The organism is Herbaspirillum sp. RTI4 (assembly GCF_034313965.1).
Taxonomy (GTDB): Bacteria; Pseudomonadota; Gammaproteobacteria; order Burkholderiales; family Burkholderiaceae_D; genus Herbaspirillum.
Window position 1 is genome coordinate 1,012,963 of sequence record NZ_JAVIWQ010000002.1, and the last position, 25,759, is coordinate 1,038,721.

The following is a 25,759-nucleotide window of genomic DNA, read 5'->3' on the forward strand; positions in this document are numbered from 1 at the left end:
CTTCTTACCTGAACTTCCTACCTGCAACGGCCTACTTGGCCGCCACTGCTGGCGTCGTAGCAGTCACTTCATTCAAGCCACCCCCCAACGCCCGATACAAATCAATCGCGTTATTGAGTCGCAGCTGCCGCGCCTGAACCAGCGCTTGCTGCGCTGAAAACAGGTCGCGCTGCGCATCCAGCCGATCCAGCGCACTGGCGATACCGTTGGTGTAGCGCAATTCAGTCAGGTTGAGTCTGTCTTGCTCGGCTGCCAGATAGGCTTCCTGCGCAGTGATCTGCTCTTCCAATGAACCGCGTGCCACCAGCGCATCGGACACTTCCCGGAAAGCGACCTGAATCGTTTTTTCGTAAGCAGCGATGGCGATGTTCTTGCGCACTTCCGCTATGGTCAGATTGGCGCTGTTGCGTCCTGCGTCGAAGATCGGCAGGCTCAATTGCGGAGAAAACGCCCATGCGCCAGAACCGGAAGTGAACAGATTGCCCAAGGTACTGCTGGCCGACCCATACGATCCGGTGAGGGAAATGCGCGGGAAGAAGGCTGCCCGTGCGGCACCGATGTTGGCGTTGGCGGCACGCAGTGTCTGTTCCGCAGCACGGATGTCGGGACGGCGCGTGAGCAGGTCGGAAGGCAGGCCGGCCGGAATGTCAGTCACGATCTTTTGCGAGGACAGCGTCTGGTTTGCCGGCAGGCTGGCGACTTCGGTCCCGACCAACAGCGTCAGCGCGTTGTCCGCCTGCGCCCGCTGACGGGCGAGGGTGGCAGCGGAGACGCGTGCCGATTGCACCAGCGTTTCCGCCAGGCGCAGATCAAGCGCGGAGGAGGCCCCCACATCAAAGCGGCGCTTCGCCAGATCCATATTGACGACCCGGCTTTCCAGCGTTTGTTGCGCCAGCGTTAATTGCTCTGCATACGAGCGTTCTGCCAAATAAGCCTGCGCCACTTGTGAAATCAGGCTGATGCGGGCCGACAGTTGCGCTTCTTCGGTCGCCAGATAGGTGGCGAGCGCGGCATTGTTCAGGCTGCGCACACGGCCGAAGAAATCGAGTTCGAACGAGGCCAGGCTCATTCCTACCTGATAGCTGTTGCTGATATAAGGCTGGCCGGTGACCGACTGGCTGGCCGAGGTGCGCGTACGCGCAGCATTGCCGGTAGCGTTCAGATTGGGCAGCAGATCGGCGCCGGTAATGTTGTATTGCGCGCGCGCTTCCTCAATGTTGAGCGCAGTCGTGCGCAAGTCGCGGTTATTGGCCAGTGCCGCCGTAATCAGTGCTTGCAAGCGCTGGTCAGGGAAAAACTGACGCCAGCCCAGTGAGACGGCATCCAGTCCCGCTTTACCTTCGGCCGAAGCCGGATAGCTGGCGTTGACGGGAGCGGCCGGGCGCTCGTAGGTGGGTGCCAGCGAGCAGGCTGACAAGAGGCCGGCCAGCAGCAGCGCACTGCTTAATGTGCGGATAGAGCCCAAGGATAAAACTTTAGTCATTCGAATTCTCCACATCGGTTTTCGTGTTGTCGAGGCCGAGGTGCGCGGCTGGTTTCGGTACGAACAGATGACGCACCACCACGAAGAAGATCGGTACAAAGAAGACTGCCAGAACGGTGGCAGTGATCATCCCGCTCATCACGCCGGTACCGATGGCGCGTTGGCTGGCGGAACCTGCACCGCTCGCCAGCACCAGCGGCAGCACGCCGAGGATGAAGGCCAGGGAGGTCATGATGATAGGACGGAAGCGCAGATGCACTGCTTCCAGCGTGGCTTCGATTAGCCCCATGCCTTGTGCCTGCAAGTCTTTGGCGAATTCAATGATCAGAATCGCGTTTTTCGCTGACAGTCCAACCACTGCGATCATGCCGACCTTGAAGTACACATCGTTCGGCATGCCGCGTAGCGTTACCCCGAGCAGTGCGCCAAGAATACCCAGCGGCACCACCAGCATCACAGCGATCGGGATGGAGGTGCTCTCATACAGCGCAGCGAGCACCAGGAAGACCGCCAGCAGCGACAGCGCATACAGCGCCGGGGCTTGCGAACCGGAAGTTTTTTCTTCCAGCGACTGACCGGTCCATTCGTAACCGAATCCGGCCGGCAATTGCTTCATATACGATTCCATCTCCGTCATCGCTTCGCCGGTGCTGCGTCCGGGCGCTGCACCGCCGGAGATTTTCATCGCCGGATAGCCGTTGTAGCGGATCAGTTGTACCGGGCCATTAATCCATTTCGACGTAGTGAAGGCGGAGAACGGCACCATCGTGCCTGATGTGTTGCGCACATTCAGTCGCGCCAGATCGGCCGGTTGCATCCGTTGCGAGGCATCGGCTTGAACGATCACGCGCTGTTGCCGGCCCTGGTTAGGGAAATCGTTGACGTAAGAAGAACCCAGCGCGGTCGAGAGCGTGGTGTTGATGACGTCAAAGGTGACTCCCAGTGCATTGGCCTTGTCGCGGTCGATGTCGAGCTGGAATTGCGGCGCATCTTCCAGCCCTTCAGGACGCACGCCGGCCAGCAGCTTGCTTTGCGACGCCATACCAAGGATCTGGTTGCGTGCTGCCAGCAAGGCGTCGTGACCGAGGTTGGCACGGTCTTGCAAACGGAAGGTGAAGCCGGTGGCGTTGCCTAATTCCGAGATGGGCGGCGGGCTCAGCGAGAAGACGATGGCATCCTTGATTTGGGAAAATACTCCCATGGCACCACCGGCGATAGCGTCAGCCGACTCCGCTTTGCTGCGTACTTTCCAGTCTTTCAACGGGGAGAATATCAGTGCTGCATTCTGGCCGTTACCGGAAAAGCTATAGCCGGTCACGGCGATGACGTTTTCCACTGCCGGTTGCTTCAGGAAGTAATTTTCGACCTGCTTGACGACTTCCAGTGTGCGGCCGGTGCTGGCACCTGCCGGCAACTGGACATTCGTAATCAGATAGCCCTGATCTTCATTCGGCAGGAAAGAGGCGGGCAAACGCACATACAACAGACCGACGACCAACAGGATCAATACATACACGATCATGTAGCGTCCCGATTTGTTGAGCATGCGGGCGATGGTGCTTTGATAGCCGGTGGCGGTACTGCTGAACTTGCGGTTAAACCAGCCGAAAAAGCCTTTCTTGACGTGATGATGACCTGCCTCGACCGGTTTTAGCAAAGTGGCGCACAGGGCCGGAGTGAGGGTGAACGCCATCAGCACCGAGAAGAACATCGAGGCCACCATCGCCAGCGAGAACTGACGGTAAATGGCACCGACGGCACCGCCGAAGAAGGCCATCGGAATGAAGACGGCCACCAGCACCAGCGTAATACCGATCAGCGCGCCGGTAATCTGGCCCATGGCCTTGCGGGTAGCATCGCGCGGCGACAAGCCTTCTTCGCTCATGATGCGTTCAACGTTTTCTACCACCACAATCGCATCATCGACCAGGATACCAATAGCCAGCACCATGCCGAACATGGTCAGGACGTTGATGGAAAAACCGAATAGCAGCATGGTGGCAAACGTACCCATCAATGCGACCGGCACCACGATGGTGGGGATGAGCGTGTAGCGGATATTTTGCAGGAACAGGTACATCACCAAAAACACCAGCACAATCGCTTCGATCAGGGTCTTGACGACTTCCTCAATGGAAATCTTGACGAATTCCGAGGTGTCGTAAGGAATCGTGAACTTGGTGTTGGGTGGCAGAAACTGGGACAGTTCCGCGATCTTGGCACGCACGGCGGTTGCGGTGCCGAGCGCATTGGCGGTGGGGGACAACTGCACGCCGATGGCGGCAGTCGGCTTGCCGTTGAGGCGGGCGGCGGTGTCGTAAGCCTGACCGCCGATGGCGATACGGGCAACGTCACGCAGGCGAACCACTGAGCCGTCGCTGTTGGCGCGCAGAATGATGGTGCCGAATTGTTCGGGTGTCGATAGTTGGCCAGTCACCACCACGGTAGCGGCGATTTGCTGGGTCTCGATGCTAGGCAGATTGCCCAGCGTACCGGAAGCAACCTGGGCATTTTGCGCCTTGATCGCCGTAGCAACGTCGCCCGGAGTCAGTTTGTAACCGACCAGTTTCATCGGATCGATCCAGATGCGCATGGCGCGCTCGGTACCGAAGAGCTGCGCCTGACCGACGCCGGGGACGCGTTTGATTTCGTTGAGCACATTGCGCGACAGATAATCGCCCAGCGCGATCGGGTCCAGCTTGCCGTCTTCCGATGACAGCGTGGCGAACAACAGGAAGTTGCTGCGCGATTTAGTGACCTGCACCCCTTGCTGCGTCACGGCCGACGGCAGACGCGCTTCCACCCGCTTCAGGCGGTTTTGCACGTCCACTGCGGCCAGATCGGCGTTGGTTTCGGTGGAAAAGGTGATGGTGATTTGCACCTGGCCGTTGGCCTGGCTCTGCGATTCCATGTATTGCAAACCGTCGGCACCGTTCATTTCCTGTTCGATCAGACTGGTCACGCTGTCGTCGAGGGTTTGAGCGGTGGCGCCGGGATAGGTCGCCGAAACGACAATGGTTGGTGGGGCAATGCTCGGATACTGGGACACGGGCAAGGCGGTAATCGCCAATGCCCCGGCCAGCATAATAAATATGGCTAGCACCCATGCAAATATGGGGCGATCAATAAAAAACTTTCCCATCTGGCAGCCTCTTGGTTAGGGTTTCGCGGCGGCAGGCGCCGGCGGGGTTGCTGGAGCTGGGGCGGGTGCGGCGGCAGCTTGGCCGACCGGACCTTGCCATGGCACGGGAGTGACCGGCGCGCCTGGCTTGGTTTTTTGCATGCCTTCAACGATGACGCGGTCACCGGCTTTCAGACCGTTGGTGATGATCCAGTTGTTGCCGTTGGAAGCGCCGGTCTCAACTGTCCGCAGCGCGACCTTGTTGTCTGGTCCGACTACCAAGACGGATGCGCCGTTCAGGTCGCGGGTGACAGCTTGTTGCGGCACCAGGATGGTTTGATCGTTGATCGCCTGTTCCAGTTTGGCGCGGACATACATGCCCGGCAGCAAGGTGTGCTTTGGATTGGGGAATTCGGCGCGCAGGCTGACCATGCCGGTGTTTTCATCGACTGCCAGATCGGCGAACAACAATTTCCCTGGCAGCGGGTAGGTGCTGCCGTCTTCCGTGATCAGGCTAATTTTTGGTTTGGCGACGCCTTTGAGGGTGCCGCTGTTCATGGCTTGCTGCAGTTTCAGCAGATCGGTGCTGGATTGGGTCAGGTTGACGTAGATAGGATCGAGTTGCTGAACCAGCGCCATTTGCGTGGCGTCGCTGGCTTGTCCCACCAGAGCGCCTTCTGTTACCAGAGCGCGGCCGATGCGGCCGGCAATCGGGGACGTCACTGTTGCATAGCCCAGATTCAGACCTGCGGTCAGACGCGCAGCGCGAGCGGTGGCGACATCGGCATTGGCTTGTTGTTGCGCTGCGATAGCATCATCGTATTCCTGCTTGCTGACGGCGTTGACTTCGACCAAAGGCTTGTAACGCGTGGCTTTCAGGCTGGTCTGAGTTTGCGTGGCTTCAGCCCGGGCCAGACTGGCTTCGGCGCTGGCGAAAGCTGCTTGCAGCGGGGCCGGATCGATGCGGAACAGGACTTCGCCGGCCTTGACGTCGCTGCCTTCGCGGAAGGTACGCTGCAGAACGATGCCGGGAACACGCGCCCGTACCTGGGCGATACGCGTCGCTTCCAATCGGCCTGGCAATTCGGCATTAATGGAAATGCTCTGCGGCGCGATAGTAACGATTGACACTTGTCCGGGTGGACGGGCTGCGGGGGCGTCGGCTTGCTTGCCGCAGCCGGCGATAATGATCACGCTGCCAATAGCAATGGCGCTACGCTTGAAAAGACTAATTGAACTCATAAATATCTCGCACGGTAAATGTTTGATCTTGCCGTAATGGCGGGTGATTCTGGAGTTGGAGCGGGAAGCGGGTAGTACGAAGAAGTTGAAATTCGCAATGCGGTCAAATCCTGAGACAAAAGCCAGCAGTGCATTTTGCTCGCTTTCCTGATGTAGAGCCGTCGGTTTTTGACATCATTTCGGTGGTATTATACATACATTCTAGAATGTATGTAATGAGCTAGTGCAATGCAGCAAATATGCGCTTGTGCTGAATGCGAATGACGAAATAAGGAAGCAATCCATGTCAAGGTCAACCAAGGAAGAGGCGCAGGAAACCCGCAATCGCATCCTCGATGCGGCGGAGGACGTATTCAATGCACGGGGCGTATCGCATACTTCATTGGCGCATGTGGCGACGGAGGCGAAGGTGACACGCGGTGCGATTTACTGGCACTTCAAGAACAAGGGCGACCTGTTCGATGCAATGTGCGAACGCGTACGTTTACCGATGGAAGCCATCGTCCATGGTGCCGCCGAGCGGAGCGCTATCGACCCTTTGGGTCAGCTTCTGGCTGGGGTCGTATGGGTGATGAAGGATGTGGTCCACAATCCGCGCACACGCAAAGTGGTCGATATCATTTTCAATAAGTGCGAAATACCCGATGCGCAAGATCCGATTCTTGTCCGTCAGCGCGAATGTTTTCTGGATGGAATGGGAAAGTTCACGCAGATACTGCGTAACGCCATTACCAAAGGCCAGCTATCGGAGCAAGTTGATGTCCGGCGCGGGGCTATTTTTCTGCATGCAACCTTATCCGGAATGCTGCAGGACTGGTTGTTTGCGCCAGACAGTTTTGATTTGGCGGAGGATGCGGAAGCCGTGCTGAGCGCCTGTCTGCATGCCTTGCGCGATGCGCCATCACTGCGGATTGCTCCAGCCGCACCGGTCTGACTGGTTCGATGAGGAGTCTTTTAGCTGGCATCTAAGGGGATTGGGGATTGGGGATTGCCTCAAGGGAAATGCTGAGGAAATCTTTAATTACGTGACGGGAGAAGATAGCCCTAGGCAGTCACCACCTGCCGCGCGTTCGCACTCGTAAATGAAACGTCAACAGACCCTAGGTGACGGCATTAAAACGGCCACGCTACTTGCTCTAGGGCAGAGCGCGGCAGGTTGGAAAGAGATCTCATTAGTAGGTTGGCATAGCCGGATCGACTTGTTGCGCCCAAGCATGGACGCCGCCGGTCAGATTGGTCACTTTCTCAAACCCCTGGCGTTCCAGAAACGTCGCCACCTGCAGGCTGCGCGCCCCGTGGTGGCAAATACAGACCACAGGAAGGGACGGATCCAATTCTTCCAGCCGGCTCGGTACCGAGTTCATCGGTATGGAAATGGCATCGGTCAGACGGCAGGTATCAAACTCCCACGGTTCGCGCACATCCAGCAGCAGAGGAGAGGGGCGGTCGGCGTCAGCGATCCAGGCAGCAAGTTCAGGTGCGGTAATGAGTTCCATGGGGGGACTGTCGAAAGTCGTTAAAACTATGATTAGAAGCGGAAGTGAGAAAGTTCAGTCGCCGCCTGCAAATACCTGGCCATCGTGTCAAAAACGATTCGCGTGTCGTAGGTCTGGTCGCCGGTGCGGGTGATGACCTGCGCGGTCATGACAGGAGCTTCTCCGAGGATGGCCACGATGCGGCCGCCGACCTTGATTTGCTTGAGAAACGCATCCGGCAAAAAAGGCAGGCCTCCGGAAATCATGATGACGTCGTATTCAATTTCTGGTTGACCATTTTCTTTGCCCCAGCCCTGCGCGCCGTTGCCGAGCTGCACATCGACGTTAATGATGCCATAGGCGGCCAGATTGGCACTCGCCATGGCGTGCAGCGCCGGTTCGATTTCCACCGTGGTGACATGACGGCCTTTGTAGGCCAGCAGTGCCGCCATGTAACCGGAACCGGAACCGATTTCCAGCACATCCTCGTGTTTTTTCACTGCGGCTTCTTGCAGCAGGCGGGCTTCAACCTTGGGCGCAAACATGTTTTCGCCGCCGGGGAGCGGGATTTCGGTATCGAAAAATGCCAGATTGCGGTAAGCCGCCGGCACAAATGCCTCACGCCTGACCACAGAGAGCAATTCCAGCACATCCAGCGCCAACACGTTCCAAGGGCGGATTTGCTGTTCAATCATGTTGAAACGGGCTTGTTCGGTATTCATGGCGGTTGGCTCGAGGCGGGAAAAGGGAAGTGGATGTGCATTTTATCAAACAGCGGGGCGATCGTCGGTATCCATTTGACTATTCGCTGCGCATTCTTTGAGATTGCCGGCGATAAGGCACTCATATCGGCATAAATCAAGGTGTCGATGTCCTTTCAAGCGCCGGTTTAATGTAAGTAAAAACAGAACGCCGACCGACCCGCGTAAAATGCGGCCCTTGCCTGCCATTCCAGCCCACCCCACCACCTGGCCGAAAAAGATATTTTTTATGGATTGCCGCCCCGACTGCGGCGCATGTTGCATCGCGCCTTCTATTTCAAGTCCGATACCAGGAATGCCGGATGGCAAGCCCGCAGGCGTGCGTTGTGTGCAACTGACCGAGGATCTGCGCTGTGCCATTTTCGGTCAGCCGCAGCGTCCGGCCTGCTGCTCTGGCTTACAAGCGGCGTTAGATATGTGCGGCACCGGGCACCTGCACGCGATGCACTGGCTGGCGCAGCTCGAGCAATTGACCGCTCCGGCTGCCTGACCGATTAACGTGGGCTCAAACCGTGACGACTTGAGGCTGCCATGGAAACAATCTCCGATGCGCCAGCGTTGGGGTGGGAATCCTGGGCGCTAAAACCCCACCGAATGGAGTAAGGCGACACTTGCTGAGAAACCCCCGTGGTACTCGTCATCTTCAAGCAATGTTCTCGAATTAATTTCATAGTTGACGGCAGGCAGGGTCGCTAGCCATTAAAATGACGACCGCAAGCTTTTTTCCTGGCGTATTCTCATTCATCTCACCTCTTAACAGACCTACATGGACAATCTACTCGCGCTCAAGGCGCTCATCATGGGCATTGTCGAAGGATTGACGGAATTCCTGCCAATTTCCTCGACCGGTCACCTGATCCTCGCCAGCAGCTTGCTGCAATTCCCGAGTCCGGCATTCCCCACAGAAAAAGTCCAGTTGTTTGAAATCGTCATCCAGGCCGGCGCGATTTTCGCTGTCTGCTGGGAATATCGGGTCAAGATCGCCGCCACGCTGATGGGTATATTCAGCGAGCGCCAGGCGCAGCGGCTGGTGTTGAATCTGATCGTGGCTTTCATCCCTGCCGCCGTCCTCGGCTTGCTGTTCTCCAAAAAAATCAAGGAAGTGCTGTTCGCACCAGTACCAGTGGCGCTGGCATTCATCTCCGGCGCATTGGTCATTCTCTGGGTGGAGCGGCGCGACCACGGCCATGAAGCGCCTTCGCGCATCAACTCGGTCGACGACATCACCCTACTCGACGCCTTCAAAATCGGCTGCGCGCAGGCGCTGGCGCTGGTTCCCGGCACCAGCCGTTCCGGTGCCACCATCATCGGCGGCATGCTGTTCGGACTCTCGCGCAAGGCCGCCAGCGAATTTTCATTTTTCCTGGCGATTCCCACCCTGTTCGCTGCCACCGTCTATTCCCTGTACAAAGAACGCGCCGCACTGAGCATGAGCGACTTGCCTGTTCTGACCATCGGGACCGTGGCAGCATTCGTTTCCGCCTTCTTTTGTGTGCGCTGGCTGCTGCGTTACATCAGCACCCACGATTTCACCGTCTTTGCCTGGTACCGCATCCTGTTCGGTCTAGTGATTCTGGTAACGGCGTACACCGGAACGGTCGCTTGGGTCGAATAACATCAATGGTCGGAGCAGTCGCGTGAACGGAACGGCCGACAATCTCGACCGCCGTGCCTTGCAGGTGCTGGAAACGGTCTTCGGCTATTCCTCGTTCCGTGACCGGCAGGCCGACATCGTCAGCCATGTCGCCCACGGCGGCGATGCGCTGGTACTGATGCCGACCGGCGGCGGCAAGTCGCTCTGCTATCAGGTACCGTCGCTGCTGCGCGAAGGCGTAGGGGTCGTCATTTCGCCGCTGATTGCCCTCATGCAGGATCAGGTCGATGCGCTGGCTGAAGTCGGCGTGCGCGCCGCCTTCCTCAATTCCACCCAGACCTTCGACGAATCCAAACGTATCGAACGACTGGTGCGCAACGGTGAACTGGACCTGCTCTACGTCGCGCCCGAGCGCTTGCTCACCCCGCGCTGTTTAGAGTTGCTTGAATCGACACGCATCGCTCTGTTCGCCATCGATGAAGCGCACTGCGTATCGCAATGGGGCCACGATTTCCGGCCGGAATACATCAAGCTGTCGGTATTGCACGAACGCTTTCCGCAGGTCCCCCGTATCGCCCTGACGGCCACTGCCGACCATCAGACTCGCGCCGAAATCGTCGAACGACTGAATCTGCAGGAAGCGCAGAAATTCGTCTCCTCCTTCGACCGGCCCAATATCCGCTATCAGATCGTTGAAAAGGCCAATGGCCGCAAGCAGGTACTCGATTTCATCGATGCCGAACATGCCGGTGATGCCGGTATCGTGTATTGCCTGTCGCGCAAGAAAGTGGAAGAAACCGCCGACTTCCTGAATCAGAACGGCGTCGTCGCACTGCCTTACCACGCCGGAATGGAATACCCCAAGCGCGCCGCGCATCAGGCGCGTTTTCTGCGCGAAGAAGGCATCGTGATGGTTGCCACCATCGCCTTCGGCATGGGTATCGACAAGCCCGACGTGCGTTTTGTCGCGCATCTGGATTTACCGAAAAGCATAGAAGGCTATTACCAGGAAACCGGCCGTGCCGGCCGCGACGGCTTGCCTGCCAGCGCCTGGATGTCCTACGGTCTGCAAGACGTGGTGCAGCAGCGCCGCATGATCGACGAATCCGACGCCGACGATACCTTCAAGCGCGTGCAGGGCGGCAAACTCGACGCCATGCTGGGACTGTGCGAAACCTTGCACTGCCGACGCATGCGTCTGCTCGAATATTTCGGCGAACCGGCCCAGCCCTGCGGCAATTGCGATACCTGCATCTCACCGCCGGTCTCGTTCGATGCCAGCGTGCTGGTGCAAAAACTGCTCTCCACGGTGTACCGGGTCGACCAGCGTTTCGCGCCCGGCCATGTGCTGGACGTCTTGCGCGGCATTGACAGCGACAAGGTCAAGCAATGGCGGCACGACAGCCTCTCTACTTTTGGTATTGGCAAAGAATATGGCGAAGCCGAGTGGCGCGCCCTGTTGCGACAAGTCATCGCGCTCGGACTGCTCACCGTGGATCACGAAGCCTACAGCGCGCTCAAGCTGACCGATGCCGCGCGTCCCGTTCTGCGCGGCGAACAAAAAGTGCAGTTGCGCCAATATCAAAAGCCACTCAAGGCCAAGCGCACCAGCAGCGGAAAAGCCAGCGCCTATCTGGAATCCGATCTGTCGAAAGAGCAGCAAACCCTGTTCGAAAAATTGCGCTGGTGGCGCATGGAAACGGCGCGTGCGCACAACGTGCCAGCCTACGTCATTTTCAACGACGCCACGCTGCGTGAAATTGCCCGCAGTCAGCCGCTCTCGCTGACGCAATTGCACGGTATCAGCGGTGTCGGCGACAAGAAGCTGGAAACCTATGGCGATGCGCTGGTGGCCTTGATTAGCGGTGCAGCAATTCCTTCCGAATCGTAAATAAACCGACGCTTTTTTTGTTGGTTTTTACGCATATCCACAAAGTGTTTAAAAGTAATTTTCCCCTATGGAAATAGCTTTTTATCAATGAAAAATACCTATGCGAATTCGCTTCGTTGAAGCAATTTCTGCGGTGCATTATTTCACGCCAAAATTTTCTGTACGATCCCGTCATTGAGGTATAGGCTTGCCATAAAAGAAGCACACGCCATGTGCAAGCCTGATCCCTGGACATGACTTAACTCATGCTCTTCTGCAAGGCAAATCATCATGGTCCCGTTGTCATCTTTACGGAGAGGCGCGCATGAAAATTACCAATCTGAAAATCGGTGTGCGACTGGGGATATTGGCCTTTTTTTTGCTGGTGGCAACGATCTGTGTTGGCCTCAAAGGAATCGCGATCATCAACGATAACGTGTTGCAGAATCAGCGTGAGGTTGAACAGGCAATTCTGGTCGGAAAAACCATCGATCTTTCGCGCAGCGCGCAGGTGCATTTTAAAATTCAGGTGCAGGAATGGAAAAACACCCTGCTGCGAGGTGCTGACCCGGCTAACTTCGACAAATACCGTCAGGCGTTTATTGAGGAAGGCCAGGCGACCCAGGAATTGCTGAAAAAATTAAGCGCGCTGTTGCCGGAGCTCGGCATCCCGGCGGATGCCGCCACCCAAACCTTGCGCACGCACAGCACGCTGCAAGAGAAATACCTCGAAGCGCTCAAGCAATACAAACCCGTGGATGAAAACAGCGCGCACCGGGTCGATCAACTGGTCAAGGGTATGGACCGCGAACCGACCAAAATGATCGACGGTATTGTCGCTAGCGTGTTGAAAGCCGTCGATGTCCTGCACGAGAACCTCCAGGCAGAACAACAGAAATCGTCGAAAAATGAACGGATGGAATTAGTCCTGATCATCCTGCTGTCGTTAGCGTTGGGGAGCAGTGTCACGGTGTGGTTAATCATCAGCATTACGCGTCCGCTGGAAGCCGCCGTCAGGATTGCACAGCAGGTTGCCGCAGGCGATTTGCGAACCCACGCCACCGTCAGCGGCAAGGATGAAACAGCGCGTTTGCTGCAGGCCTTACTGGACATGAATAACAATCTGGCCAGGATCGTCGTCGATGTGCGTAACGGGGCCGAAACCGTCCTCGCCACATCGGGCGATATTGCGGCCAGCAACCATGATTTGTCTGAGCGCACAGGGCTGCAGGCAGGGGCGCTGGAAGCGACGACCGTCGCCATGGAGGAAATCACCGCGACCGTCCAGCAGAGCGCCGATTACACCGAGGAAGCCAACAAACTGGCGACCTCTGCCTCCGATGTCGCCATCAAGGGTGGGAAGATGGTGGCGGCGGTAGTTGACACGATGCGTCTGATTGAAGAGAGTTCGCGCAAAGTGGTCGATATCATCAGCGTGATTGACGGCATTGCCTTTCAAACCAACATCCTCGCCTTGAATGCCGCAGTAGAAGCGGCGCGCGCTGGCGAGCAAGGGAGAGGCTTTGCAGTGGTTGCCGCCGAAGTGCGTAGTCTGGCGCAACGCAGCGCCACTGCCGCCAGAGAAATCAAATCGCTGATCGGGGATTCGGTCGGAAAAATAAACAGCGGTGCCAGTCTGGTCAGTAACACCGGTGCCACCATGCAGGATATTGTGCGTGCGGTGGGCGAGGTTGCGGCGATCATGGATGGAATCACGAGTGCCAACCGACAGCAAAGCCTGGGTATCGAACAAGTCAATCAGGCCGTCATCCAAATGGATGAGGGAACGCAAAAGAATGTCGCCCTGGTCGAAACAGCGGCACATACCGTCGAACATCTACATGAGCAGGCCGCCGGACTGGTGCGGGCGGTGAGCGTATTCAGGCTGACCTGAGCTGATCTATAAGCTGAACCAAGTTGAGCTGATGGGCGCCCGGGAGTCTGTCAGATGTGGCGAGTCCGACAGATCGCCGCAGCAACTTTGTGCTGGCTGTGAGAGACTTCCGGCATCTCTTACTTACCGGGCATGAATAAGTCATGCCTCGCTCGTCACCATGAAACCACTCCTCCTGATTCTGATCGACGTGCGCGAAGCGGGCCGCACCGCGATCGAAGAAAAATTCAATATCGTTTATGCGCCGGATGCCCGGCAGCACAGCGCCATCATTGCAGAGCATGGAAGTGAAGTGACGGTCGTGCTGACGAATGGCGCCGTCGGCCTGTCCGCTACAGCGATCGACGCCTTGCCCAAACTGACGCTGATCTGCGCTCTGGGAGTCGGCGTGGAAAATATTGATGCCGAACACGCCCGCAGTCGTCAGATCGAAGTGGCCAATGGCGCCGGCACCAACGACGATTGCGTGGCCGATCATGCGCTGGCGCTGTTGCTGGCAGCGGTGCGCAATCTGATACCGGCCGACCGCGCCTGCCGCGCTGGTATCTGGCGCGACGCGTTGCCGTTCCAGCCGCACCTGTCCGGCATGCGGCTTGGCATACTTGGGCTGGGTGCGATCGGCAGCAAAATTGCCCTGCGCGGGGCAGCCTTCGGCATGACGCCTGGCTACTTCAGCCGTACGCGTCGCAGCGACGTCAATTACGATTATTTTTCCAGTGCGATCGAACTGGCGACCTGGGCCGACTGTCTGGTGGTCGCCACGCCGGGCGGTGCGGCTACCCGCCATCTGATCGGCAGCGCCGAACTCCACGCTTTGGGCGTACAAGGCTATCTGGTCAATATTGCTCGCGGTAGTGTGGTCGATACCGCCGCGCTGGCGCAGGCGCTCAAGAACAGGATCATTGCCGGTGCCGGGATTGATGTGTATGAAAGCGAGCCGCTACCGCCAGCCGAACTGATCGGACTGGACAATGTGGTGCTGACACCGCATGTCGGAGGGCAATCACCGCAAGCGATTGCGGCTTCGGTGCAGAAATTTCTCGACAACGCCGAACATCACCATACCGGACGCGCCGCGCAGATTGCGGTGCAGGGGACCTTGTGTAACGACCAGTAATTTATTGCGCAATTCGATCGGAGATAGGCCGGTCGGACAGCTCCAAGGCCCAGACCAAACGGGTATTACGCCCGCTTGCTAAACACCAGATCCCACACCCCATGTCCGAGCCGCAGGCCGCGATTCTCGAACTTCGTCACCGGCCGGTAATCGGGACGCGGCGCGTAGTCAGCGGCCGTGTTGGCGAGGGCCGGTTCAGCACTGAGCACTTCCAGCATTTGTTCCGCATACTCTTGCCAGTCGGTCGCACAATGCAGATAAGCACCGGGCGCGAGGCGGGACGCCAGCAGCGTCACCAGCGGACCCTGTATCAGGCGGCGCTTGTTATGCCGCGCCTTGTGCCACGGATCGGGAAAAAATACATGCACACCAGCCAGCGTGCCGGGAGTAATCATGTGAGTCAGTACTTCGAAGGCATCGTGTTGAATGATGCGCTGGTTCTGCAAATCCATTTCGCCGATGAGTTTGAGCAGGCTGCCCACACCCGGCGTATGCACTTCGACGCCGATGAAATCCTTCTCCGGCATACCGGCCGAAATAGTGGCGCTGGTTTCTCCCATGCCAAAACCGATTTCCAGTATTACCGGTGCAGTGCGCCCGAAAGTCTGCGCCAGATCCAGCGGCTGCTTGACGTAGGGAATGCAAAAGCGCGGCCCCAGCTCTTCAATCGCTCGTCCCTGCGCTATCGACAAACGCCCGGCGCGCGTCACGAAACTGCGAATGCGATGCACGGTGGGGTCGTAGAACATGGCCTTGGCGGCGGGATTTTCGGTATCTGACATGCGGAAGACTCTTGGAGGCGGTGACGCGCAATGGCGGGGGAGTGGCCGGCTGGCCTGTAAACTGGAGCGGGTGAAGGGAATCGAACCCTCGTCGTAAGCTTGGGAAGCTTCTGCTCTACCATTGAGCTACACCCGCGAGACGCACATTTTACGCGGGTTTTGGTGGGTAGCCCATGGAAATGAGAAAAATTGAAGGCAATTTACGCGCTTGTATTCTTAAAATAAGATGTGTTGCATGGGCCGGATATTTTATTTAAAAAGTATTTTCAATGCCTGTTTCGTGAAATGGTTTCAATGGTTTAAGACACATGAAATGTGTTGATTTATTTACTTCATATTTTTATTAAATTTTAAAAATGGCGAGCGAATATCGATAAAACAGATTGTCAAACTACAATGATAAAAATGATCTACTATGCGATCATTGCCTTAGTGGAAGTGTACGGCACAGATTGCAATTTGTTTTATTAAGGCAACAGTAAGTAGTATTTATGTAATTCCGTCATATTCATCAAAATTTGGCAAGGCATTAAGATTTTTTTAATGATGCTTTGATTATTTTTTAATCAAAGATTTTATTTTTCTGCATTTGCCCTATGTTCTTGTGAGATACGACCAGCGAATGTTGCTGCACTTCTGTTCAATCAATTACGTTTCAATTTCATGCAAGGGCATCACATGCCACCGCTTAATCCGAAACATGAGTCCCGGCCGGTTGGCTGCGCGCAGTGCAAAAAAAAGAATGGGCTGGGGTTTGATATTGCGTTTGCTTATCAGCCTATCGTCGATATTCATACCCGCTCGATTTATGCGCACGAAGCACTGGTACGCGGCCCAAATGGCGAATCTGCCTATTCCATTCTTTCCCAGATAACCGAAGAAAATCGATACCCATTCGATCAGGCTTGCAGAGTAGAAGCGATCCGGGGTGCCGCCGAGTTAGGAATACAAGAATACCTGTCGATCAACTTTTTGCCGAATGCCGTCTACCAGCCTGAAGCCTGCATTCGCAGCACGTTTGAAGCGGCCACGCGATACAATTTTCCGATTGAAAAAATCATCTTCGAAGTCATAGAAGGCGAGAAGATAGAAGACCGTCCGCATCTGATCAATATTTTCCGTGAGTATCAGCGGTTTGGTTTTCGCACAGCGATTGATGACTTTGGCGCAGGCTATGCCGGCTTGAATTTGTTGGCGGAGTATCAGCCGGACATTCTCAAAATCGATATGGAATTGATCCGCGATATCGATACCAGCAAGACCAAGCAAGCGATCGTCAAGGGCATTATCTCCATCAGCGAGGCTCTGAATGTGCGGGTGCTTGCCGAAGGAATCGAAACCGCCGCGGAACGGGATTTTCTGCGCAATGCAGGAATCGGCCTGATGCAAGGCTATTTGTTTTGCAAACCGGCGTTCCGCTCGATTGGCATCGTGGACCCCTTATCCTGGGGGGAATGACGGCTGGTCGAAGCGCGCAGTCGTTTCAACCATGAGATTGAAACGCCGCGCTATATGGGGTACGTTCATATAACCAGGCATTGCGGTTTTGTCAGCGTCCACAGAACCTAGCTCGTCGACGCAATGAGTTTCAATCCCAACAGACCCAGAACGCCACCGGCAAATCTGTCTATCCATTTTTTGCATTTCAAATAAGCGCGGCGCGGCACGACGGACGAGAGTATCAGTGCCACCGTGGTGTACCAGCCTGCTTCCAGCAAAAAAATCAGCGGCAATAAAGTCAGAATAAGAATCAGCGGCACTTCGTGCGGCAGAAGCGCAGCGAAGATGATGCCGTATTGCACCGCGGCTTTGGGATTGGTGAGCATGGTGCCCAGCGCCATGAAAAAATGTCGCGACTGGCTGGCATTCATCGCCAGGGGAGCGATTGTCAGCGGTTTGCTGGCCGCTTTCCAGATCCGTATCGCCAGATAGATCAGATACACACCGCTGCATGTTTTAAATAAAACAAACAGCCACGGCACGCTGGCTAACAGAGCGTGCAATCCCAATATGGCCAGCGCTGCCAGCGATGTCGCACCCACTCCCATGCCCAATGCCGCTGCAATGCCGGCGCGCCGCGATGCGCCGACAGAGGTCTGCGCAACCAGCACAAAACTCGGGCCGGGGCTGATGACGCCGATGAGCAGAACGCCCAGAACGCTGACTACTGAAATAATAAAATGCATTTTTTATGATGAATGAAGGTGGGCGTGACTCTGAAAACGACGGGTGCTGATTTACCCGATCTGAGGCAGCGGCTCTTATTGCCGCAGTGGCTGATGTAATGGCAGCCAGATATGAAACCGGGTACCGGACCCGACTTCGCTGGTGACTTCGATCCGGCCCTGATGCGTTTGAATGATGCCGTAGGAAATCGACAAACCCAGCCCGGTGCCTAATCCCACCGGCTTGGTCGTAAAAAACGGATCGAAGATACGTTGCAGGTTTTCAGGGGGGATGCCGCCGCCGTTGTCCGCAATATCAATCCAGACCCCCTCACCTTCCAGTCCGGTAGAAATAGTAATTTCGCCTTTTTCCTTAATGGCATGGCTGGCATTCATGAGCAGATTCATAAATACCTGATTTAATTCCGGCGCCATGCATTCCACTTCGGGCAGTTCGCCATAGGCCTTGATTACGGTAGCCTTGTATTTCAGCTCGTTGGCGATGATCTCCAGGGTGCTGTCGAGGCCATGATGAATATCCGCAAACTGCCACTCCCCTGCGCTGAAGTAGGAAAAATCTTTCAGGTTTTGCACGATCTTCTTTACGCGCATCAACCCTGCATTCGATTCTGCCAACAGATCGGTCATGTCTTCCTTGAGGAAATCCAGATCCACTGCTTGCTTGATGTCGGCAATTTCTTTGCGATGCGCCTCAAACTGCGCCAGCACCGGGTCGCTTTTTTCGTAGGCAGCAAGAACCTGCATAAATTGCTTCAGGTAGCGTTCCAGGCTGCTCATATTGGAAAGCACAAAGGCAATCGGATTGTTGATCTCGTGCGCCACGCCGGCAGACAGTTGACCAATGGACGCCATTTTTTCAGATTGCAGAATCTGATTGTGCGCGCTCTCCAGTTCCAGATTGGTTTGATGCAGTGTGGCGTTGGTTTCTGAGAGCGCCTTGGTGCGCTTCGATACCAGCAGCTCAAGACTATCGCTGTAATTTGCCAGCTCTGCCTCGACAAGCCGGCGTTCGGATTCAGCCAATAGCAGCTCTCGCGACATCTTGTTAAAAGCGCGTGCCGCCCGAGCCAGTTCATCAGACCCCTTCACCGAAATCTGATAACCCAGGTCGCCAAGAGCGAGTTGCCGCGAGCCTTTGGCCAGGGCCTCAAGGCGATGGCTGAGATATTTCCCAATCAGATAGGAGAACAAGGTAAGCGCGGCAATGGCCAGTGCGGCAATGGTCAATGCCTGGTTGCGTGCCTCCAGCAAGGATAAGTGGAGAGAAACAACAGAAATGCCGATCTCGACCCGGCCCAGAACGCTGCCGGCGACGATGATATTGGCGCCGACGTCGAAGACGCCATCACGCACATCGCCGATCAGCTTGTCTTCTTCAAATGGCCGGGCCAGCGCCTGCGGATCGCCGGCCTGCATCAGTATTCCCCGGCTGTCGCTTACCCGGATATAAACCAGGTCAGGGTTGCTCAGCGCTTCATTCACGGAGGATTCAAGCGAGGCCATATCGGATGCCAGCACGGCATTTTTGGTGGCGCTGGCAAACAAGGTGGCGGTGACGTGAGCTCGTTTGGTGAGTTCTGCATCGTTCGTTTTTTGCAGGAAATGCAAATTGTTTGCCACCAGTACCAGCAATAGAGCGGCTTGAATTGACACCAGGCCCAAAACAATTTTGAGCCGAAAAGACATGCCGCTCATCTGGTGGCTGCTTGCGGTTGGATATTCAGATGTCGAACCGCGTCATATTCCTTGTCTTGTGCGGCAGAGATACCCTTGAAGCCAATTGTTTGCAAAAGTCTGGCCCCTTCAGGATCGGCTTCCATTGTCATCATTGCTTCCTGCAGACGTCGCACAGTTTCCTTCGGCATGCGTGGATGCGCGGCAAAAGCGTGCGGCGTGTATTCCTTCGTCGACCAGAGAATTTTCAGTTGATCGCGCAGCTCGGGACGAATGTTGTCGAAGGTTTTGACAACGCCGCCCCCCGCGTCAAACAGGCCGCGTACGACACCGAGGTAAACGGAATCGTGCGAAGAAACATAGCGCGACTCAACGGAGATACCACGCGTACGGAATTCAGCCTGAGGCAGCATGGTCGCGGCGAAGGAGGTCGGGCCGGGAAAGGCAAGGGTCTTGCCCTGAAGCTGCTTGATATCGGAATAATTGCCATCCTTGCGAACGACGACGATACCTTTGAGTTTGAGGTCTTTTTCTTTCGCGAAAACCAGATAGCCCGGCGAGCGATGGAACACGGTGTAATGGTAAGGATTCATGTAGGCAATATCGTATTCACCTTTTTCAAGCCGCTGCTCGAAAGTCGAAATATCTTTTGCCGTAGCGAAACGCAAAGGCATGCCGCTCTTTTCGCTCAGGAAATGCAGGATCGGTTCCCAGGCCTTGGCCAGTACATCGGGTGACTGTTGCGGGACGATGCCGACAGTAACGACCGGTAAGGCATCAGGTGCCGCTATCGCCGTGTCTGTGAAAGCGCATCCTGCGAACAGGATGCTGATCACAGCGGTCTGAAATCCGCGCATGCATTTGCTCCGTGGTAATTTTTTTTATGGCGGTCATGCCGCTGCGCAATTGCAGGACAGAGATGCGCATCTCATGCAGATACGATTGCGCTTCTTGTCCTGCCTGAGTCCCTGGCCAAAATGAAACCTGAACAGGCCTTAGCTTACCAGCAGTGGTGTTGAAGAGGGTGTGATATCGCGGATTTGTCTCGATCCGGCGCGAGGGCTTGCGGTGGGCCTTTTGATGGACTGTCCGGTGGCATGTTCATCCAGATTGAAAACACTGACGGCTTGCGAGAGTTCTTCTGCCTGTTCCTGCATCGATGATGCGGCAGCCGCCGCTTGTTCCACCAGCGCTGCATTTTGCTGCGTGACTTCATCCATTTGCGTAATGGCGCGATTGACCTCTTCAATGCCGTTGCTCTGTTCCTGACTGGCCTGACTGATTTCGCCCACGATATCGGTGACGCGCTTGACGCTGGCGACCACTTCATTGATCGTGCCGCCGGTCTGTTTAACGAGCAGCGATCCGGCATCGGCTTTGTTGACCGAGTCGCCGATCAGTGTTTTGATTTCCTTTGCGGCAGCGGCGGAGCGTTGCGCCAGCGAACGTACCTCACTGGCGACCACGGCAAATCCGCGGCCCTGTTCGCCGGCGCGTGCGGCTTCCACTGCGGCATTCAAGGCAAGAATGTTGGTCTGAAAAGCAATGCCGTCAATCACGCTGATGATGTCGACGATCTTGCGTGCGGAATGGTTGATGGCCTCCATTGTGTCGATGATGCGCGCTACCGCCGCACCACCTTCGACTGCCACGACGGATGCCGAACTCGCCAGCTGGCTGGCCTGGCGGGCATTGTCGGCGTTTTGCTTGACGGTGGAGGTGAGTTGTTCCATGGCAGAGGCGGTTTCTTCCAGCGAGCCGGCTTGCTGTTCGGTGCGCGTCGATAAGTCCATGTTTCCTGCCGCAATCTCGTTCGATGAGGTCGCCATGTTGTGCGCGCCGGTACGGATGCGGGTTACTACAACAGCCAATTGATCGCGCATCGATGCCAGTGCGAACAGAAGACTGCTGCGATCGTTCGGCAGCAAATGAATAGGTACCGAAAGATTGCCGGCCGCGATGCTGTTGGCGATGTTTGCCGCATCGCCGGGTTCGCCGCCGAGCTGGCGTTTCAGGCTGCGCGCAATCAGTGCCGCCGCCGTAATGCCAATCAGAAGCGCCAATAGTCCCAGGCCGCTAATGGTTCCTTGTGCAAAACGGAACATGGCGCTGACATTCCCGGCGCTATTGGTAATGGACTTCGCCTGTTCTGCGATCAACAGGTCAAGGCTGGCCAGATAGGCATTGAGTGCAGGTTGAAAATCGGTCTTCTCCATCAAACGCGCGCCGTCGTCGCTGGTATTTTTTTCTTTCAATAGCAGGGCGCGTATCGCGCTGTAGCGTGTGCGCAATACGGCAACGTCGGCCAGCAGCTTCGTTTCTTCAGGCGTTTTGGCAAACGTATCGAGTTGCTTTTGCAGCACGCTGATGTCCTGCGATGTTGCCTTGATCGCGGTTTGCAGTGTTTTGTGTACTTGTGTGTCTACCGATTCAACAATCGTCACCGTTCTGGAGCCGTTGAGCTGAATAGCAGAACTCCAGGCCCGTACCAGACGTTCCTTGGCCATGTCCTGATTGACCATGGTGTCAGTGAGTGTGCCAACGCGTTGGAGGTTCCAGACACTCATCAGCGTGATGGCAGCAAGGAAAACAAAAACAAGGGAAAACCCTAAAGCAAGGCGTGTGCTTACTTTCAGGTGATGGATATTCATTATCTCGACTCCGGTTTTGTAGAATTTATGATCCGATTCTATATATCAATTGCTTCCTGCGGGAAATTATTGACCCCGGTGGGAGCATCGGCAGACCCCGGCGGGTCATCGGCATAAACGGCCTCAACTTGTGTGAGTGTCAACAAATGCATCTATAATTGCCGGCACTTAATCGGGTCTTCTTTTCCCGATCTTGCTCCGTTCCACGTGACCACACCGGTTACGTAAAAATAATAAGGTAATGATGAATACCTCCGATCCTGCTGCTGCGACGATCACTCCTTCGCCCAATGCTGCGCGTCGCTTGTTGTTGACAAGCATTCTTGCCGGCTACGCTTGTTCCTTTCTCACGATTCCTTCCGTCCTCGCTGCACCGGATAATGCGCAAAAATTGCCGCCTGCCTTCCTGAATGTGTCGCGCTTTCTGACCGGGCACGCGGTACTCGATATGTCGCAGGCCATGCGCCTGTACGCTGCGCTGCTCACGAATAACGCTTCCTTCGATACTGAGATGAGCCAGCTGGCCGACTTTATCGCGCAGAATAAATCCGACCCTCTGACCCTGCAGCTGGCGCTGGACGAAGCCAAAGCACCGTTCGCAAAATTACCGGCGCTGATTGCGACTGCCTGGTTTGTCGGCGTGGTTGGCGGCGGCAAGACCGCGCGCTGCATCACGTACGAAACCAGCCTGATGCATGTCGCCGTCGCTGATCGTCTTCGCCCGCCTAGTTATGCCTACGGACCGTACGGCAGCTGGAGCCGCAATCCACAGACAGTCACACTGACTGCCGCTTGAATGTAAAGCTGCTGCGCGCCGCAAGCTCAGGGCTGCGTCGCGCCTATCGCTTATTCAGATGTTCCACAAGATAAGGAAAGTCCATGTCTGATCCATTGTCCGCCGATGTCGTTGTCATCGGCTCGGGAATCGTTGGTGCGCTCGCCGCACATCGTCTGGCGCTGCAAGGCGCGTCCGTACTGATACTGGAAGCCGGGCCGCGCGTTAGTCGTGGCCGCATCGTGGAAAATTTCCGTAACTCACCACGCAAAAACGATTTCATGTCGCCGTACCCACCGTCGGCTCTGGCACCCCATCCTGTGTATCAGCCGGTGGATAACGAATATCTGGAGCAAGCCGGACCTTATCCCTACAAAGCGGAATACATCCGCATGGTGGGTGGCACAACCTGGCATTGGGCGGCGCAAGCCTGGCGCGTATTGCCAAACGATTTGCGCATCAAGACTTTGTACGGCGTCGGTCGCGACTGGCCGATTTCTTACGATGATCTGGAACCGTTTTATTACGAGGCCGAAGTCAAGATGGGCGTGTCCGGCGCACCGAACACTGGTTCGCCGCGCAATAAACCCTTCCCGATGCTGCCGGTAGCGGAATCGTTTTTGCAACAGCGCTTCCGCGAACGACTGGCACCCGGCGGTTATGAAGTGGTGGAGAACACCACCGCCCGCAACAGTCGCGCCTATGACGGCCGTCCTGCGTGCTGCGGCAACAATAATTGCATGCCGATTTGCCCTATCGATGCGCAGTATCACGGCGGGCTGGCAGCCGACGCAGCGGAAAAGGCTGGTGCCAGATTAGTCGCCAATGCTGTGGTTTATCGTATCGAACACGACGAGAGCGGCCGCATCGTCGCCGTCCATTACTACGACGCGGACAAGCTTTCGCATCGCGTCACCGGCAAGACCTTCATTCTCGCCGCCAACGGCATCGAGAGCCCGAAACTGCTGTTGCTGTCGGCCAGCGACAAATTCAAGAACGGCCTTGCCAACAGTTCCGGCAGCGTCGGCCACAATCTGATGGACCATCCGAGTAACGGACTGGTGTTCGACGCCGACGAGGACCTGTGGCCGGGCCGGGGACCGATGAGCCCCGCGTCGATCAATTCACTGCGCGACGGTGCGTTCCGTTCCGAACATGCAGCGTTCCGCATCGATATTGCCAATTCCTCGCAAGTGTTGTCGGTCACGCAAAATCTGATTGCCAAGGGCGTCTATGGCGCGGAGCTGGAACGGCAGATCCGCCAGAATGCGGCGCGTCAATGCAGCATCAAGAATGTGCTGGAAGTCTTGCCGAATCCGGAAAACCGCATCGTCCTGAGCGACAAAAAAGATGCGCTCGGTATTCCACGGCCGCGTGTGCATTATCAGCTCGACGAGTACGTACACCGTGGCATGCTGGTGGCGCGCGAAGAATACACGCGCATTGCGCAATTGATGGGCGGTACCAATCTGCGCTATTCAGCCGATGGGGTGTACGGCAACAATCAGCACATTACCGGCACCATGAGCATGGGTAGCGACCCCACCGATTCGGTAGTCGATGGTTTTGGCCGTACGCACGATCACCCGAATCTGTATATCGCCAGCACCGGCGTCATGCCGACTGCGGCGACGGTGAATTCAACCCTGACCGCCGTGGCCATTGCGCTGCGTTCTGCGGAACACATTCACGCCAACGCCTGAGGATGGACATGCCAATCATTAACTCTGCGCGTGTCCGTGCCTGCGCGCTGCCTTTTCTGCTGCTGTGGGCGACGCTGGCGTATGCCGCATCGTCTGACCCTATGCTGCTCAAGCGTGGTGAATATCTCGCCACCGCCGGCGACTGCATCGCTTGTCACTCAAGCGCCGCCGGCAAGCCGTTTGCCGGTGGCTTGTCGCTTGCCACGCCGCTCGGCGCGATCGTCTCGACCAATATCACGCCATCGAAAGAACATGGCATCGGTCATTACACGCTGGAGCAATTCGACGCCGCGCTGCGGCACGGCAAGCGTGCCGATGGCGCGTATCTTTATCCGGCCATGCCTTACACCGCTTACGCCCAACTCAATGGCGAGGATGTGCAGGCGCTGTATGCCTATTTCATGGAAAGCGTCACGCCGGTTGAGGTGACTCCGCCGCCGACGGTGTTGCCATTTCCGTTCAACATTCGCTGGTCGATGGCCGGATGGAATTTACTGTTCCTGAACGACAAACCATTCGTGCCGGATCAATCAAAAAGCGTGGAATGGAATCGCGGTGCTTATCTGGTGCAGGGCCTGGCACATTGCAGCACCTGCCACACTCCGCGCAATATATTGATGGCAGAAGATTCCTCGCGCAGTCTGGGTGGCGGAGTTGTCGGTACCTGGTACGCGCCCAATATCAGCAGCGACGCCATCAGCGGCATCGGTGCCTGGAGCGTCGATGAGATTGCGGCTTATTTGCGCACCGGTCGTGTGGCAGGCAAGGCACAGGCAGGCGGTCCTATGGCCGAGGCGATCGACAACAGTTTCCGTCATCTCAGCGATCCCGATATCAAGGCGATGGCGGTGTATCTCCGCACCACGCCTGCCGTGCGCGATGCTGCTGATACGCAAGCGGCGCATACCTGGGGTCAGCCGGTGGCAGCGTATGAAGAAGTGCGCGGCATGGAAGTGCCGGCCGACGAAAGCAAATGGAGCGGCGCGCAGCTTTACGATGCGAACTGCGCTTCTTGTCATAACGCGCGTGGCGAAGGCAGCGCCATGGGTGGCAATGGCGCGGCATTGCCTTCGCTGTTCCACAACACGACGCTGGGTCATGCGAATACCAATAATCTGGTGATGGCGATACTCGAGGGCGTGCAGCGTAAAGAGGGCGGGCCTGAGCTGACCATGCCGGCATTCGACCGCAGCCTGAACGACGAGCAGATCGTTACCCTGAGCAATTACCTGCTGCACAACTATGGCAACACCGCTTCGCAAGTGATGGCGCAGCAGGTCAAGGTATTGCGCGCCGGTGGCGAACCATCTTCGCTGGCGTTGGCGGTGCAAATTGCGCTGGGGGTGGCGGTATTCATCTTGCTGCTGGTGCTGGGATGGTTCTTGTGGCGGCGTTTCCGTTCGGCACGGTCATTGTAAAAACATCAGGCAA

General features: G+C 56.4%; 21 protein-coding genes and 1 tRNA gene. 10 read left to right on the plus strand and 12 right to left on the minus strand.

What is annotated here, in order from left to right:
• Positions 1–31: 31 nt before the first annotated feature.
• Genes RGU70_RS04770 through RGU70_RS04780 form a run of 3 tightly spaced genes read right to left on the minus strand, consistent with a single transcriptional unit; the run spans position 32 to position 5,846 of the window.
• Positions 32–1,483, minus strand: coding sequence for an efflux transporter outer membrane subunit (locus RGU70_RS04770; protein ID WP_322208254.1), 1,452 nt, complete (start codon positions 1,481–1,483; stop codon positions 32–34).
• On the minus strand, positions 1,476–4,625 hold the full coding sequence (locus RGU70_RS04775) for an efflux RND transporter permease subunit (protein WP_322208255.1): 3,150 nt from the start codon (positions 4,623–4,625) through the stop codon (positions 1,476–1,478). The genes RGU70_RS04770 and RGU70_RS04775 overlap by 8 nt, the downstream gene beginning before the upstream one ends.
• Positions 4,626–4,640: 15 nt before the next feature.
• The gene (locus tag RGU70_RS04780) at positions 4,641–5,846 is read right to left on the minus strand and encodes an efflux RND transporter periplasmic adaptor subunit (protein ID WP_322208256.1); all 1,206 of its coding nucleotides are present in this window, start codon (positions 5,844–5,846) and stop codon (positions 4,641–4,643) included.
• Between the two features lie 283 nt (positions 5,847–6,129).
• Between RGU70_RS04780 and RGU70_RS04785 the strand changes: the two genes are divergently transcribed.
• Positions 6,130–6,780 carry a TetR family transcriptional regulator gene (locus RGU70_RS04785; protein WP_322208257.1) on the plus strand — a complete coding sequence of 217 codons (651 nt, stop codon included), beginning with the start codon at positions 6,130–6,132 and terminating at the stop codon, positions 6,778–6,780.
• A 238-nt stretch (positions 6,781–7,018) separates the two neighbouring features.
• Here RGU70_RS04785 and RGU70_RS04790 read toward each other — a convergent pair whose 3' ends face one another.
• The 3 genes from RGU70_RS04790 to RGU70_RS04800 are packed head-to-tail and all read right to left on the minus strand — an operon-like array spanning position 7,019 to position 8,391.
• Positions 7,019–7,342, minus strand: coding sequence for a rhodanese-like domain-containing protein (locus RGU70_RS04790; protein ID WP_322208258.1), 324 nt, complete (start codon positions 7,340–7,342; stop codon positions 7,019–7,021).
• Between the two features lie 32 nt (positions 7,343–7,374).
• The gene (locus RGU70_RS04795; protein WP_322208259.1) at positions 7,375–8,043 is read right to left on the minus strand and encodes a protein-L-isoaspartate O-methyltransferase; all 669 of its coding nucleotides are present in this window, start codon (positions 8,041–8,043) and stop codon (positions 7,375–7,377) included.
• Positions 8,044–8,088: 45 nt separating this feature from the next.
• Entirely contained in the window at positions 8,089–8,391 is a 303-nt protein-coding gene (locus RGU70_RS04800; protein ID WP_322210852.1) for a hypothetical protein, read from the minus strand.
• Between RGU70_RS04800 and RGU70_RS04805 the strand changes: the two genes are divergently transcribed.
• The 5 genes from RGU70_RS04805 to RGU70_RS04825 all read left to right on the plus strand — a co-directional run bounded on the left by RGU70_RS04805 (position 8,312) and on the right by RGU70_RS04825 (position 14,557).
• Entirely contained in the window at positions 8,312–8,572 is a 261-nt protein-coding gene (locus RGU70_RS04805) for a YkgJ family cysteine cluster protein (RefSeq protein ID WP_322210700.1), read from the plus strand. The genes RGU70_RS04800 and RGU70_RS04805 overlap by 80 nt on opposite strands.
• A 276-nt stretch (positions 8,573–8,848) precedes the next feature.
• A complete protein-coding gene (locus RGU70_RS04810; RefSeq protein ID WP_322208260.1) occupies positions 8,849–9,697 on the plus strand; it encodes an undecaprenyl-diphosphate phosphatase in 849 nt (282 codons plus the stop codon).
• 22 nt (positions 9,698–9,719) lie between these two features.
• Positions 9,720–11,567, plus strand: coding sequence for a DNA helicase RecQ (recQ, locus tag RGU70_RS04815; protein WP_322208261.1), 1,848 nt, complete (start codon positions 9,720–9,722; stop codon positions 11,565–11,567).
• Between the two features lie 304 nt (positions 11,568–11,871).
• The gene (locus RGU70_RS04820) at positions 11,872–13,440 is read left to right on the plus strand and encodes a methyl-accepting chemotaxis protein (RefSeq protein WP_322208262.1); all 1,569 of its coding nucleotides are present in this window, start codon (positions 11,872–11,874) and stop codon (positions 13,438–13,440) included.
• Positions 13,441–13,600: 160 nt separating this feature from the next.
• Positions 13,601–14,557, plus strand: coding sequence for a 2-hydroxyacid dehydrogenase (locus tag RGU70_RS04825; protein WP_322208263.1), 957 nt, complete (start codon positions 13,601–13,603; stop codon positions 14,555–14,557).
• 65 nt (positions 14,558–14,622) lie between these two features.
• On the opposite strand, the gene trmB is transcribed toward RGU70_RS04825, so the two are convergent.
• Entirely contained in the window at positions 14,623–15,339 is a 717-nt protein-coding gene (trmB, locus tag RGU70_RS04830) for a tRNA (guanosine(46)-N7)-methyltransferase TrmB (protein ID WP_322208264.1), read from the minus strand.
• A gap of 62 nt (positions 15,340–15,401) precedes the next feature.
• Positions 15,402–15,475, minus strand: a tRNA-Gly gene (locus RGU70_RS04835).
• Between the two features lie 542 nt (positions 15,476–16,017).
• On the opposite strand from RGU70_RS04835, the gene RGU70_RS04840 reads away from it, so the two are divergent.
• On the plus strand, positions 16,018–16,797 hold the full coding sequence (locus tag RGU70_RS04840) for an EAL domain-containing protein (RefSeq protein ID WP_322208265.1): 780 nt from the start codon (positions 16,018–16,020) through the stop codon (positions 16,795–16,797).
• A 107-nt stretch (positions 16,798–16,904) separates the two neighbouring features.
• On the opposite strand, the gene RGU70_RS04845 is transcribed toward RGU70_RS04840, so the two are convergent.
• The 4 genes from RGU70_RS04845 to RGU70_RS04860 all read right to left on the minus strand — a co-directional run bounded on the left by RGU70_RS04845 (position 16,905) and on the right by RGU70_RS04860 (position 21,850).
• Complete coding sequence (locus RGU70_RS04845; protein WP_322208266.1) at positions 16,905–17,525, minus strand: LysE family translocator; 621 nt, start codon at positions 17,523–17,525, stop codon at positions 16,905–16,907.
• A gap of 75 nt (positions 17,526–17,600) precedes the next feature.
• Entirely contained in the window at positions 17,601–19,211 is a 1,611-nt protein-coding gene (locus tag RGU70_RS04850) for an ATP-binding protein (RefSeq protein WP_322208267.1), read from the minus strand.
• 5 nt (positions 19,212–19,216) lie between these two features.
• Entirely contained in the window at positions 19,217–20,056 is an 840-nt protein-coding gene (locus RGU70_RS04855; RefSeq protein ID WP_322208268.1) for a phosphate/phosphite/phosphonate ABC transporter substrate-binding protein, read from the minus strand.
• Between the two features lie 138 nt (positions 20,057–20,194).
• Positions 20,195–21,850: a methyl-accepting chemotaxis protein gene (locus tag RGU70_RS04860; RefSeq protein ID WP_322208269.1), complete on the minus strand. Its 1,656-nt coding sequence runs from the start codon at positions 21,848–21,850 to the stop codon at positions 20,195–20,197.
• A gap of 241 nt (positions 21,851–22,091) precedes the next feature.
• Between RGU70_RS04860 and RGU70_RS04865 the strand changes: the two genes are divergently transcribed.
• The 3 genes from RGU70_RS04865 (at position 22,092) to RGU70_RS04875 (ending at position 25,746) form a co-directional block, all read left to right on the plus strand.
• Entirely contained in the window at positions 22,092–22,646 is a 555-nt protein-coding gene (locus RGU70_RS04865; RefSeq protein ID WP_322208270.1) for a sugar dehydrogenase complex small subunit, read from the plus strand.
• Between the two features lie 83 nt (positions 22,647–22,729).
• Complete coding sequence (locus tag RGU70_RS04870) at positions 22,730–24,328, plus strand: GMC family oxidoreductase (RefSeq protein WP_322208271.1); 1,599 nt, start codon at positions 22,730–22,732, stop codon at positions 24,326–24,328.
• An 8-nt stretch (positions 24,329–24,336) separates the two neighbouring features.
• Positions 24,337–25,746 (plus strand): cytochrome c, encoded by a 1,410-nt coding sequence (locus tag RGU70_RS04875; protein WP_322208272.1) that lies wholly within the window; start codon positions 24,337–24,339, stop codon positions 25,744–25,746.
• Positions 25,747–25,759 lie beyond the last annotated feature (13 nt).